Origin of the sequence: Amycolatopsis sp. (genome assembly GCF_036008905.1) — a bacterium.
Taxonomy (GTDB): Bacteria; Actinomycetota; Actinomycetes; order Mycobacteriales; family Pseudonocardiaceae; genus Amycolatopsis.
On the sequence record NZ_DASYMU010000012.1, the window covers coordinates 22,829 to 35,090 of the forward strand.

At 64.9% G+C, this 12,262-nt stretch carries 14 protein-coding genes, 1 tRNA gene and 1 pseudogene; 12 read left to right on the forward strand and 4 right to left on the reverse strand.

Annotation, left to right across the window (positions count from 1 at the left end; all coding sequences use genetic code 11):
- Positions 1 to 45 precede the first annotated feature (45 nt).
- Together VGP60_RS01920 and VGP60_RS01925 are read left to right on the forward strand one after the other, a co-directional pair.
- Complete coding sequence (locus tag VGP60_RS01920; RefSeq protein WP_327546064.1) at positions 46 to 1,161, forward strand: epoxide hydrolase family protein; 1,116 nt, start codon at positions 46 to 48, stop codon at positions 1,159 to 1,161.
- Positions 1,162 to 1,295: 134 nt separating this feature from the next.
- Positions 1,296 to 1,368 (forward strand) — tRNA-Thr (locus VGP60_RS01925).
- A gap of 78 nt (positions 1,369 to 1,446) precedes the next feature.
- On the opposite strand, the gene VGP60_RS01930 is transcribed toward VGP60_RS01925, so the two are convergent.
- Complete coding sequence (locus VGP60_RS01930) at positions 1,447 to 1,740, reverse strand: hypothetical protein (protein WP_327546065.1); 294 nt, start codon at positions 1,738 to 1,740, stop codon at positions 1,447 to 1,449.
- A gap of 579 nt (positions 1,741 to 2,319) precedes the next feature.
- Here VGP60_RS01930 and VGP60_RS01935 point away from each other — a divergent pair.
- From VGP60_RS01935 to VGP60_RS01970, 9 genes and pseudogenes are all read left to right on the forward strand, one after another.
- A complete protein-coding gene (locus VGP60_RS01935; RefSeq protein ID WP_327546066.1) occupies positions 2,320 to 2,790 on the forward strand; it encodes a helix-turn-helix domain-containing protein in 471 nt (156 codons plus the stop codon).
- Positions 2,791 to 2,900: 110 nt separating this feature from the next.
- Positions 2,901 to 3,152: pseudogene (locus VGP60_RS41645) on the forward strand (IS630 family transposase); the annotation flags it as partial.
- A gap of 22 nt (positions 3,153 to 3,174) precedes the next feature.
- Positions 3,175 to 3,462, forward strand: a complete 288-nt coding sequence (locus tag VGP60_RS41650) for a transposase (protein WP_414640271.1) — start codon at positions 3,175 to 3,177, stop codon at positions 3,460 to 3,462.
- A 51-nt stretch (positions 3,463 to 3,513) separates the two neighbouring features.
- Positions 3,514 to 3,663 carry a hypothetical protein gene (locus VGP60_RS01945; protein WP_327546068.1) on the forward strand — a complete coding sequence of 50 codons (150 nt, stop codon included), beginning with the start codon at positions 3,514 to 3,516 and terminating at the stop codon, positions 3,661 to 3,663.
- A gap of 463 nt (positions 3,664 to 4,126) precedes the next feature.
- The gene (locus tag VGP60_RS01950) at positions 4,127 to 4,342 is read left to right on the forward strand and encodes a hypothetical protein (protein ID WP_327546069.1); all 216 of its coding nucleotides are present in this window, start codon (positions 4,127 to 4,129) and stop codon (positions 4,340 to 4,342) included.
- A gap of 268 nt (positions 4,343 to 4,610) precedes the next feature.
- On the forward strand, positions 4,611 to 5,192 hold the full coding sequence (locus tag VGP60_RS01955) for a DUF3558 domain-containing protein (RefSeq protein ID WP_327546070.1): 582 nt from the start codon (positions 4,611 to 4,613) through the stop codon (positions 5,190 to 5,192).
- Between the two features lie 3 nt (positions 5,193 to 5,195).
- Complete coding sequence (locus tag VGP60_RS01960) at positions 5,196 to 6,365, forward strand: hypothetical protein (protein ID WP_327546071.1); 1,170 nt, start codon at positions 5,196 to 5,198, stop codon at positions 6,363 to 6,365.
- A gap of 325 nt (positions 6,366 to 6,690) precedes the next feature.
- Entirely contained in the window at positions 6,691 to 7,620 is a 930-nt protein-coding gene (locus VGP60_RS01965; RefSeq protein ID WP_327546072.1) for a type II CAAX endopeptidase family protein, read from the forward strand.
- 120 nt (positions 7,621 to 7,740) lie between these two features.
- On the forward strand, positions 7,741 to 7,995 hold the full coding sequence (locus tag VGP60_RS01970) for a hypothetical protein (RefSeq protein ID WP_327546073.1): 255 nt from the start codon (positions 7,741 to 7,743) through the stop codon (positions 7,993 to 7,995).
- Here the strand turns inward: VGP60_RS01970 and VGP60_RS01975 are convergent.
- Positions 7,956 to 9,638, reverse strand: a complete 1,683-nt coding sequence (locus VGP60_RS01975; protein WP_327546074.1) for a lactate permease LctP family transporter — start codon at positions 9,636 to 9,638, stop codon at positions 7,956 to 7,958. The two genes, VGP60_RS01970 and VGP60_RS01975, sit on opposite strands and share 40 nt — an antisense overlap.
- A 2-nt stretch (positions 9,639 to 9,640) precedes the next feature.
- Positions 9,641 to 10,423, reverse strand: a complete 783-nt coding sequence (locus VGP60_RS01980) for an IclR family transcriptional regulator (protein WP_327546075.1) — start codon at positions 10,421 to 10,423, stop codon at positions 9,641 to 9,643.
- Between the two features lie 313 nt (positions 10,424 to 10,736).
- Between VGP60_RS01980 and VGP60_RS01985 the strand changes: the two genes are divergently transcribed.
- Positions 10,737 to 11,732: a LacI family DNA-binding transcriptional regulator gene (locus VGP60_RS01985; protein ID WP_327546097.1), complete on the forward strand. Its 996-nt coding sequence runs from the start codon at positions 10,737 to 10,739 to the stop codon at positions 11,730 to 11,732.
- Here VGP60_RS01985 and VGP60_RS01990 read toward each other — a convergent pair.
- On the reverse strand, positions 11,690 to 12,247 hold the full coding sequence (locus VGP60_RS01990; protein WP_327546076.1) for a GrpB family protein: 558 nt from the start codon (positions 12,245 to 12,247) through the stop codon (positions 11,690 to 11,692). The genes VGP60_RS01985 and VGP60_RS01990 overlap by 43 nt on opposite strands.
- Positions 12,248 to 12,262: the final 15 nt, after the last annotated feature.

Here is a 12,262-nt window from a genome sequence, read left to right on the forward strand (position 1 = left end):
CCATTAGGAACGTATTGTGCCTAATTGGTTCCTAGGGTTCAGGACATGAACAACGACATCCACCCCTTCCGCATCGAGATCCCCCAGGCCGACCTGGACTACCTGCAGGACAGGCTGGCCCACACCCGCTGGACCACCGAACTGCCCGGCGTCGGCGAGGAGTACGGCCTGTCCCTCGAGTACGTGCAAGGCCTCGTCGAGTACTGGCAGAACGGCTACGACTGGCGCGAGACCGAGGCGAAGCTGAACGAGTACCCGCAGTTCACCACTGAGATCGACGGGCAGAACATCCACTTCCTGCACGTCCGCTCGCCCGAGCCGGACGCGACGCCGCTGATCCTGACCCACGGCTGGCCGATGTCGGTCGTGGAATACCTCGACGTCATCGGGCCGTTGTCAGACCCGCGATCGCACGGCGGCGATCCGGCCCACGCCTTCCACCTGGTGATCCCGTCGATGCCCGGCTTCGGCTTTTCCGGCCCCACCAACGACAAGGGCTGGGACCGCTACCGCATCGCCAAAGCTTGGGCGGAGCTGATGCGCCGGCTCGGCTACGACAGCTACGGCGCCCACGGCAACGACGGCGGCTCCCTGGTCTCGCCCGAAGTCGGCCGCTTCGACCCCGAACACGTCCTCGGCGTGCACGTCACGCAGATCTTCTCCTTCCCCTCGGGCGATCCCGCGGAGTTCGAGGGATTGTCCGAAAAGGACATGGGCAAACTGGAGTTCCTGCAGTGGTTCAACGACAGCATGAGTGCCTTCGCGAAACTGCAGGCCACCGTGCCCCAGACATTGGCCCACGCACTGGCGGATTCGCCGGTCGGCCAGCTCGCCTGGAGCTGCCAGCTGTTCGGCGACGCCGTCAGCCGTGACTACATCCTCGGCAACGTGATGATCTACTGGCTCACCAACACCGGTGGCTCGTCCGCGCGCCTCTACTACGAAGACGCACACGCCGAAGCCCCGGCCGAGCCGACCGTCGTCCCGCTGGGGCTGGCCAGTTTCGCCAACGACTTCCAGTCCATCCGCCGCTTCGCGGAGCGCGACCACAAGAACATCGTGTCGTGGCACGTATACGACCGTGGCAGCCACTTCGCCGCCCACGATGCCCCCGACCTGCTGATCAGCGACATCCGCTCGTTCTTCGCCTCGCTGAAGTAGCTCGCCATCTGTCGACAGATGGCGGTAGTTGCACACGCCGGGTATGTGGCGTAGGCCACTGTGCGGCCGGTGGGTCAAGTGAGTGGAGGGGCTCGATATACTGTCCCCGCGCGACCCGCGGTTCGGGTCGCCCGGCCGGTATAGCTCAGCTGGTAGAGCACCTGTCTTGTAAACAGGAGGTCAGGGGTTCGACCCCCCTTGCCGGCTCCCCTCTGACCAGGGAGTTTCCAATGACGGGAAGCTCCCTGGTCGCGGATCGTCTCAGTTTCAGTCTCACTTGTCGTTCTAGCCGGCCTTTTGGGTGCCCTCTGGCGAACCGTCTTCGTCGTCGTTCGGCGTTTTCCAGAGCAGCCCCCCGACCTGTGACGCGATGGTGCGTCGTAGGTCGTCAGGCACGTGCTGGTAGCGCTGAGCCACGCCGAGCACGAGCAGGAACGTCGCTGCGGTGTGCCGCGCGTCGGGCAACCTGGCCTCGCGCACGCCTGCCGAGACGAGCACGTCCTTCCATTCGCCGTAGTCCGCACGAGGGTCGGTCGGCTTGCCGTTCGGCTGTGCGAATATCCACCCGCTTCCTGCCACAGGTTTGCTGCTGCCACCCGCTCGGCGTCCTGGACTTCCTTGTGAGCAAGTAGCGCGAGTGCAAGCGGCGGAGGAACGCTGACAACGCGGCGGCCAGCAGGCGACTTCGGCTCGACAACCTTCAATCCGCCGATGTGCCGTTGAGGACAGTCCGCGCCTCGCTTTCGTGCGCGACTCGGCTCCTTGCCTGTGGTGTCGCAACCGTGTTGCCACGTCTGGCGTTGCAGTGCGCGCCGGACCGACAGAATCGCGGTGATTTGCCTTCGGGGGCACTTCTCCGCCCGTTCTTGTTCGCAGGGCTCATCTCCTGCGCAGCCGTGGTGCCACTCTGTGGTGAGGTCGCTCCACTGCAACCCCAGCGCTTCGCCTTGGCGGAATCCGAGGGCCAGTGCGATAGCCCATCGAACGCCGTTTCGTCGGTTCACTGCTTCCGCAAGAATGGCTTTCGCGTTATCGACGGTAAGCGGGTCAATCTCAGTCTCTTCGTACCTAGTAGCGTGTCGCTGCTTAGTTATGGTGTCGGTGGCTGGGAGGCTGTTGTCCGGCAGGTCCCTTTCCTGCCGGACAAGGACTGTTGCTGTGGCCTCACTGATGAAGCGGCCGGTCACGTTGTCGGCGCGGGATCGTGAAGAGTTGTTCCGGCTGACTACGACGGGTGTGCATTCGGCGTCGGCGATCAGGCGGGCGCGGGTGCTGCTCGCGTTGGACACCTCGGTGGGCGAGCCCGATCCGAAGGACGTGATCGCGGTTCGGCTCGGGGTCTCCGGCGAGATGTTGCGGCTGGTCGCCAAGCGGTTCGCTGAGTCCGGTGGCGATGTCCTTGCAACGGTCTCGCGCAGGAAGCGTGATCTTCCTCCGGTGCCGTCCCCGGTGACCGGTGAGGTCGAGGCCCGGTTGATCGCCCTGGCGTGCTCGCAGCCGCCGGCAGGGCATGCCCGGTGGTCATTGCGGCTGCTGGAAAAACACGTCGAACTCACCGAGGACATCCCGAACCTGGATCACTCCACCATCGGCCGAGTCCTAAAAAAACGGAACTGCGTCCTCATCTGAGGAAGTGCTGGAACATCCCGCCACGGGCGAACGCGGAGTTCGCCGCCCGCATGGAGGACGTGCTGGCGGTCTACGCCCGGCCACACGATCCCGCCCGCCCGGTCGTGTGCATGGACGAGAAACCCTTCCAGCTGCTCGGCCACGTCCGCGACCCGCTCCCCGCCCGGCCAGGCCGAGACGCCTGTGAGGACAGCGAATACGTCCGGTGCGGCACCTGCTCGATCTTCGTGTGGACCGAGCCCCTGCGCGGGTGGCGCCGTGTCCACGCCCTGGCCCAACGAACCAAGATCGACTGGGCCGGACAGGTCAAACAACTCTTGACCGTGGACTATCCCAACGCCGAGACCGTGGTGCTGGTCATGGACAACCTCGGGCACCCACGGCATCGCCTCACTCTACGAGGCCTTCGCACCCGACGAGGCCTTCTCCCTCGCCCAGCGCCTGGAGATCCACCACACCCCCAAACACGGGTCCTGGCTCAACATCGCCGAGATCGAGTTGTCCGCCCTGACTCGGCAATGCCTCGACCGCCGCATCAGCGACCTCGACACCCTCAACGCCGAACTCGCCGCCTGGCAACACGCCATCAACACCGAACAACGCCAAGTCCGCTGGCAATTCACCACCGACAACGCACGCGTCAAACTCCGCCACCTATACCCCAAGAATTAGCCGCGACAATCTACTAGCGCGGCCGTCTGGGAAGCTGGCGAAGGAGTTGCTGTGGCTGTCGAGGTCGATTTCAAGAGGATGCTGGCCGTCGCAACTCAGAAGGTTTCAGTGGGCGGGCTTGCTCCTGTCGCGATCCGTCTACTGGGATACCGCACTCCGGTCTCGGAAGAGGAACAGGTGCTGTACGTAACTCCTCGGTGACCCAGTGCTCAGACAGGCGACTGAGGAAGGCTCGTCAAACTGCCAGCTCCCCGAATGTGCCCCGAAGAGCATTCGTGTATGAGCTGAAGCGCAGGTCACGGCTGGTTTCTGTGTCCCTCTGTAAACCAGACGGCTGTGTACGCGCTTCACGCCTAAGCAGGTGCTCAGATCGCTGTTGAGCTGGGCGTCGGTGGCCCGTCGTGTACCTGCCGTGGCAATAACTTGCGGACGGAGCCACCGACGCCCCGGGGGGCAGAATCGCGCAACCACCCCTAGGCTGGGTGATCTCTTTCGAACCCACCCACCGGCCGCTGACGCGCTGCTAGAGTCACTGCTTGGAACAGGATGGGAACAGAGGGTAGGCCGCGCCCGAACGATCGCGGTCCGTGCGGGGAGGCGCGTCGTGGGACAACCGAACACGGGGCCAGGGCAACTGATCGATACCTCGGGAGCGCAGCCATACGTGCCCCCGCCAGGTGCGCCGCCGCTGGGGGCAGGTGCCACACCGGTTGCGCCACCACCAGCGCCGGTCGTTTACTCCGCCCTGGGCCGGGGCCAGGCAGAGGCCGACTTCGCCGCGGCGTCCTCCGCGAGTGGCTGGGAGTTCGACGCCGAGGGAATGGATGCCCTGATCCAAGATCTTCAGGATCGGATCGACGTCGACCTCGGCAACATGTAGGCGCACTCCGTACATTTGACCGTTATCCAACCTCCTGGTGACGAGGTGGCAAGCGCGCAGTATGCCGAGGCGGCCAATCGCGCGGGCCGAGAGTTCCTCACCGCACACGAAAGCAGCGTCCAGTTCCTCACGGCCTACGTCGAAACACTGCGCAGGATCCGCACTGCTTATCAAGAACACAAGACCAAGCCGCAATCGATGCCCTCCGTGGCAACGGAAAGGCAGACTAATGCAGGCCCGCTTTGCTCTCAAAACCACACTGACGTGCGTGACGTTGGTTCTCGTTGCCAGTTGCAGCAGTACGTCTTCTGGAACGCCGACCCCCACCACATCCAGCTCAGTCGCGCAAAACGAAAAAAGCTTGCCATATGCCGGTGCGCCCGGCGTCGCCACTCCACTCGATTCCAGCAAGATCGACCAAGATCCGTGCAGTGTAGCGACTCCCGCGCAAATTAGTAGCATCAGTGGTGGGATACTGAAGAACAGCAGCAAATTCGACGCAGGTGCCGGAAGTGTCGATTGTGCCTGGGTTCTGGCCGACGGTCTAGGCCGGTTGACAACGGGCGTAGCCATGGAAACAAATGCCGGTCTGAGCAGCATATACGACAAGAACGTCAAGAAACAGCTCACCAGCTTCAAGGCTATTCCTGCTATCGACGGGCATCCCGGTGTCGCCTTTGCGAACGGCGGCGAAGCTTCGACTGTTTGCAACGTTGCTGTCGGTTTGAGCGACAGCAGGATCTATTTGGCGATCGCCAACCTGGGACCCAGAAACCCCAAGGCAGACAACCCATGTGGGATCGCGACAGACCTGGCGGAGCTTGCTGTGCAACACCTCAAGGGGGCATGAGGCATGGTCTACAGCGGTCATGAGATCTACGAAAAGATGAACGCGAATCCCAGGACCACGGAGACCCTCGATGCCGCCGAGGTTGCAAGCGACAAGCTGAGAGTGGCTCACATAGACCTGGCTCAGTCATTGTCCAAAGCTCAAGGGGGAATGGACAGCTTCTGGAAAGGGAAGAGTGCCACCAGTGCTGCGGGCGGACTCAACCCGATGATTCAAAGTGTCACCCAAGCAGCTGATCACATGAACAGCGCTAAGACCTCTATGTTTGACCACAACTCTCAGTTCCACAAAACACGAGGTGCGATTGTCCCGGTCTCAAACGAACGTGTCGGCGACAACGGCCTAGGAGACATCTTTTCAATCGGTGCCAGCGATGACGAGATAGCGGCCGCACAGTTCGACGCGGATACAAAGAAGAACGTCGAACAGTACGAAGTCTATTATCAGACCACACAGCTACGCGTGGCTCAACTTCCCACTGCCTACCCTGCCGCACATGCCCCCACCGTCGCGGCGGGCGCGGTCACACCTGGCGAGATCGAACCTGGAACACCGGGTCAGCCGATTGACAGCAAGCAAGGATCGGGCGGCGGAGGCGACGGCACCAGGGCAGCGGGTTTCGGTGGCGTGCCAAGTACATACACGCCACCGACCGGCGCTGGGAGTTATCAAGTGCCACCTCCGCCGGTGAGCAACCCTGTCCCGGATCTGCGGCCGCCGATGGTGCCGCCGTCAGGATTCAGGCCTTCACCAATTGGTGGAACAGATCCGTCGAGCTGGACGCCGCCAGTGAACCCGCCTAGCTCCAGGCCGCCCGGTGGCTATGTACCGCCTGGCGGAGGCGGAGGTGGTTTCGGCCCGGTGGGAGGTGGTTTCGGGCCGGTCGGTGGAGGTGGCTTCGGGCCCGGTAGCGGTGGAGGCGGTCTCGGCGGCGCGAAGATGTCCGGCGGGGCGGCTGGAAGCGGCAGTGGTGGCTTGAGCGGCGGTCGCGGTAGCGGAGTCGGGATGCCCGGCGAAGGTGGCATGCGCGGCGGGTCGGCCATGGGTGGCGGCGCTGGTGGCAAGGCCGGAGGCATGGGCGCGAGCGGCATGGGTGGAATGGGCGGCGGTAAAGGCGGCCAGGGTCCATCTTCGGTGGTTTCGAAGATGGACAGAAGCCGACTCCGCCGGTGATCGGCGCGTAGAGAACAGATACGTAGCACCGAGGAGAGGGCCTGAGCCGGGCGGATCGTCTCACTTGTCGTCTCGTTCGTGGTCGGTCAGGACGGCCCACGGTGGTACCCCGGTGGCCAGCCTCCCTGCGGCGATGGTTCTACGTACTGGGTTGAACGCCGGACCCAACAGCTTGTAAACAGGAGGTCAGGGGTTCGACCCCCCTTGCCGGCTCCAACAAAGTGAAATCTTTGTGGCCCTGGTCGGGATGGTAGAGCTGGCTCTACCTTGAGGACGGGCTTTGCCTGTACTGATTTCCGCGGGCTCGATTCCTAGTCTTTCCAACATGACTTCCACCACCTCCGCGGACACCGGCCGCGCATCGTCAAACCGTTGGCAGGCCTTGATTCGGCGCTTCCCGCTGATCACCTTCTTCACCCTCGCCAACAGCATCAGCTGGCTTGCCTGGGTGCCGTACATCCTGTCGCTCGACGGGCTCGGCGTGCTGGACTTCCGCTACCCGGACTTCATCGCCGGTAACCAGCTGACGGCGATCCTGCCCGGCGCGTACCTCGGCCCGCTGGCCGCGGCGTTCACCGTCACCTCGATCACCGAAGGCCGCGAGGGGCTGCGACGCTGGCGTAAGCGGCTGTTCAACTTCCGCGCTCCGGTGCGGTGGTACGCCTTCGCGTTGCTCGCGATCCCGGTCGCCATCACTCTCGGCACGTTGCAGATGCCCGGCGCGGAGGAGAGCATGATGCTCCCGTCGATCATGGTGCTGGCCGTCTACTTCCCGATGCTCGTGCTCCAGTTCTTCACCACCGGCCTGGCCGAAGAGCCCGGCTGGCGTGACTTCGCCCTGACCCGCCTGCAGAACCGCCACCACCCGATGGTCGCGACCGGCATCCTCGGTGTGCTGTGGACGATCTGGCACCTGCCGCTGTTCCTCACCCCGTGGGCCGGTCCGGTCGTGGACGCCTCGGTGATCGGTCAGTTCGTGATCGGCGCGATGTCGATGTCGTTCCTGATCACGTTGGTGTACAACAAGGGTCGCCAGAGTCTGCCGCTGGTCATGGTGCTGCACTGCACGGTCAACAACTTCTCGTCCGTGGTGTGGCCGCAGCTCTTCCCCGAAGCCGACCCCCGGCTGGCCTGGGGCCCGACGCTCGGCCTCGTCGCACTCGCCGTGGTGGCGATCGTGGCCTCCCGCGGCAAGCTGGGCTACCCCGGCTCGACACCTTCCGTCACCACCCCGAAGGTGGAAGCACTCGCATGATCCGCACCCTGGCCAGCCACCCTCTTGGTCGGTGAACGCAGTGAAGGCCACGTTGAGGGACTCAGAGTCCCTCAACGTGGCCTTCACGGACATACTGCATGGGTGGTGGAGGTGAGCGGGTTGGCGCAGAGGGTTGGGTATGCGTTGCGGAGTACGCGGGCGGCGTCTTATCGCGTCGACATCGAGGGTGACGGGGTCACGCTGGCGCTGGTGATGAGTGCGAGTGAGAGCGGCCGCAGGAACGCGGCGGCCAGGATCGTCCGTCTCCTCGGCGAGCACGGCCTGGAGTTGAAGACGGACGATCCTGTCGAAGCGCTGACGAGTAGTCCTCGGCCTTACGGCGTCGGGATCATGAACGACAGCACGGTCGCCTGAAGCAGTGAGATCACGCCGACCACGCCGGTGAGCAGGAGCGACCAGAGGAAGGTTTGCCGCAGTAACTGGCCTTCCTTGCCGCTTTGCCCGATGGCGGTGGCGCCGATGGACAGGTTCTGCGGCGAGATCATCTTTCCCATCACGCCACCGGAGGTGTTCGTCGCACCGGCGAGGATCGGGTCGATGTGCAGTTGCTGCGCCGAAATCACCTGCATGGGCCCGAAAAGGCTGTTAGTCGAGGCGTCCGAGCCGGTCAGGAAGACACCGAGCCAGCCGATGTAGGCGGAGAACAGCGGGAACAGGGCACCGGTGGCCGCCAGCGCCAGGCCCAGCGTCTGCGTCGCGCCGGAGTAGTTCATGACGAAGGCGATGGCCAGGATCATGAAGATCGTCCCGAGCGCCCAGCGCATCTGGATCAGCGTTTTCCAGTACGTCTGGAGCAGCAGCTTTCCCTTGGCGCCCATGACAAGTCCGGCGATGATCGCGGCGATCAGGGCCACGGTTCCCGGCGAATAAAGAAAGTCGACAGTCAGGTTCGCCGCGTACGGCGTGTTCTTCGCGGTGATCGGGGGATGCTGGATGACCTCGTTGTGCAGGCCGGGCCAGGCGAACACCCAGTCGGCCTTGTGCAGCAGCTTGGTCAGGTCGAGCCAGGTCGGCAGGTTCTTGAAGATGGTGCCGATCCGCGAAAGGAAGATCGCCAGCACCAGGATGACGTACGGCGCCCAGGCATAGAGCGCGCCGCGGCTCGCCTTGGTGGTAGCGGGGGCGGCGACGGTGTCTTCTTCGTCGAAGCGCCACACCGTCTTCGGCTTCCAGAAGCGCGTGAGGATCCACAACGCGCCCATCGCCGACAGCGCGGCGACGACGTCGACCAGGCTGGGGCTGATGTAGTTGGACGTCACGAACTGCATGATCGCGAACGCGAGACCGGCGGTGACGACGGCGGGCCAGATTTCGACCATCCGTTTCCAGCCTGCCAGCACCACGATCAGGAACGCGGGGATGATCAGCGCGAGCACCGGGACCTGGCGGCCGACCATGGCGGAGAAGAGATCTGTCGCCTCTTCCGGCTTGAGGCCGAGAATCGGGGCGGTGAGCCTGCCGAGCACGATGAGCGGGTTGCCGAGGCCGCCGAAAGCGACGGGGGCGGTGTTCGCCAGCAGCGCGAGAATGACGGCTTTCACCGGCGGGAAGCCGAGTGCGGCCATCATCGCGGCGGTGATCGCGATCGGGGAACCGCCGCCGGCGACGCCTTCGAGCAATGCGCCGAAGCCGAAGGCGATCAGCAACGCCTGCAGCCGGCGGTCTTCACTGAAGCCCGCGAGCACCGCTTTGATGTTGTCGAACCGTCCGGTGGCGACAGTGACGTTGTGGAAGTAGACCGCGTTGAAGGCGATCCAGGCCACCGACCAGAGGCCGAAGACCAGCCCCATCAACGCCGAGTCGAGCGCCAGGCCGACCGGCATCCGGTAGAGCACGAGCGCCATCACGATCGCGGTCACCAGTGCCAGCGCGGCCGAGAGATGCGCGGATCGGCGCAGCACGCCGAGCGACACGAGCAGCACGATGATCGGCAACGCGGCCAGCAGCGCGGAAATCCACAGGCCGCCCGCCGGTTGGTAGTCCTGAATCCAGCCCACGGTCAGCCCCTTTGCTGTGGCACGTGCCCGAGTCGGAGCGACAACGCCGCCGCGCCGGCCGCGACTGTCGCGCCGAGTTCTTCCAGGCGGTGCATCACCCGGGATGCGGGTCCCGCGATGCTGATCGCGGCGACCGGCTGCCCGGTGTGGTCCCGCACGGCGGCGGCGACGCAGCCGACGTCCGGTTCGTTCTCGACGGCGTCGACGGCCCAGCCCCGGGTGCTTGTGGCCGCGAGTTCGCCGAGAAGCCTGCCGTGGTCGGTGATCGTGTTGTTGGTGAGGCTTTCCAGTGTCATCCGGCGGACGCGTTCCACTCTGTCTACTTCGGACAGTGCGGACAGCCAGGCCTTGCCGAGCGAGGTCGCGTACTGCGGGCGGCGGGTGCCGAGGCGGCACGCCAGCGTCACCGAGTTCTCGCTCTTCTCGGTCGCGACGTAGACCATCGCGTCGCTGTCCGGTACCGCCAGATATGTTGTCTCGCCTGACTTTTCGGCCAGTGCGGCGAGATAACGCGGCGCGCAGCGGTGCAGGTCGGCGGCGGACATCGCCCGGACGCCGAGCTCGACGAGCCGGGTCCCGAGGCGGATGCGGCCGGTGACGTGATCGGCTTCGAGGTATTCGAGATTCTTGAGCGCACCCACGATCCGGTAGGTGGCGCTTCGCGAAAGCCCTAGTTGCTTGGCTATCGCATTCGTGGAAATCTCCTGGCAGGTGCCCACATGTTCCAGTACGGCAAGCCCTCGTTCCAGGGTTCCGCTTTGATCCAGCTCGCGCTCGGCGGTCACGACGCAGCCCTCCGTTGGACGTGAATCACCGCCCAGTCCCGTTGAGTGGTACCTATTGCCGCTGGGCGGAGTTGGAACCTAACACCTCCGATCTATGTACGGAAGATCTTGACCAACTTTCGTCTTATCAGGGTTTTTCAGTGTTTTCACAACCGTGAATTGGTTCAACCTCCGATGTATTAGGGAAGAAAACGCTTGCCGGCTTCCCTATTTCGACTTGAAACGTCTCAACGGGATTCGGCGGTCTTCCCCGATTCGGCGGGTTTAAGGTGGTCAGGTGACACAACGAGCAGGTGAGGACGGCCGGCCGACGTTGGAAGATGTCGCCGCGTTCGCGGGCGTTTCCCGTTCGACGGCCTCCCGCGCGCTGAACGACGACGCTTACGTCAGCGCCAGGTCCAAGGAGAAGGTTCTCGCGGCGGCGAAGGACCTCGGCTATTTCCCGAACCAGGCCGCGCGGTCGTTGGTGACGCGGCGGACGGGTGCTATCGCGTTGGTGCTTTCCGAGCCCGAGGCGCGGTTGCTCGACGACCCGTACCGGACCGCGGTCATGCGCGCGGGGTATCGCGAACTGGCCGACGTCGGCAGTCAGATGGTGCTGATGTTCGTCGACGGTGGTGAGGATTTGGCTCGTACCATGCGTTTCCTCGAAGGTGGTCACGTCGACGGCGCGCTGGTGTTCGCGCCGCACCGCGCGGATCCGTTGCCCAAGGCGTTGAAGGGGCTCCGGATGCCGGTGGTGTTCGGGGGACAGGCCGGGAACATCCGGCGCGGCATGCACGTGGTCGACTTCGACAACAAGGGCGGCGCCCGGCAGGCCGTGGAGCACCTGGTGAAAACCGGCCGGACCCGCATCGCCACGATCGCGGGGCCGCAGGACCAGACTGCCGCGGTCCAGCGCCTCGCCGGCTGGCGCGCCACCGTCGTCGCCGCCGGGCTCGACCCCGCGGACCTCTCCGAGGAAGCCGACTTCACCCTTGCCGGTGGCACCGATGCCATGGACAGACTGCTCGCGCGCCGGCCGGACCTCGACGCCGTGTTCGTCGCGAGCGACATGATGGCCGCGGGCGCGCTGCGCACACTGACCGCGGCGGGCCGGAAGATCCCCGACGACGTCGCCGTCATCAGCTTCGACGACCATGCCGCGCTCGCCCCGGCGATGAACCCGCCGCTCACCTCGGTCCACCAGGACCCGCGTGCGCAGGTCCGGCAAATGGTGGAGACGCTGACGGGATTACTGGCCGGGCAGGAGATCCCGCCGCGCAGTCACGTCCTGCCGGTGTCGCTGACCGTGCGCGAATCGGCCTGAGCCCGTGCGGTGATCTCGGCGATGAGCGGGCCCTTCGCGTCGGCGTAGGCGTTCATGTCCGGCCAGTCGCGCCGGGCGAGGTCGAGTTTGAGACGCCCATAAGCCTCCCGGTCTCCGGCGTTCTGGCGGAGCCGGTCGCGGAACAGCAGGTGCCTGCGTTCCCACTCGCTTCCGGTTTCGCAGATGTGCACGTGGACGTCGCGTTCCGGGGTGCGCACCAGCCGGTGGCCCGGCTCCCGCACACGCAGGAGATACCCCGCGGCGAGCAGCGGCGGCAGGTAAGTGTCCTCGGCTTCGACATCGCGCACGCTGACGTCGATGTCGACGATCGGCTTGGCCACCAGCCCGGGTACCGCCGTCGAGCCGACGTGGTCGACACGCTGGGCGACCGGCCCGAGTGCGGCCTCGATCCGGCGCTTCTCGGCCGCGAATCGGACCACCCAGGCCGGGTCGTACGCCACGAGCCAGATCTCGCGTTTCTCCGTGCCACCGATCAGCTCGACGTGTTCGTCCATCCGCCCATTGTGCCC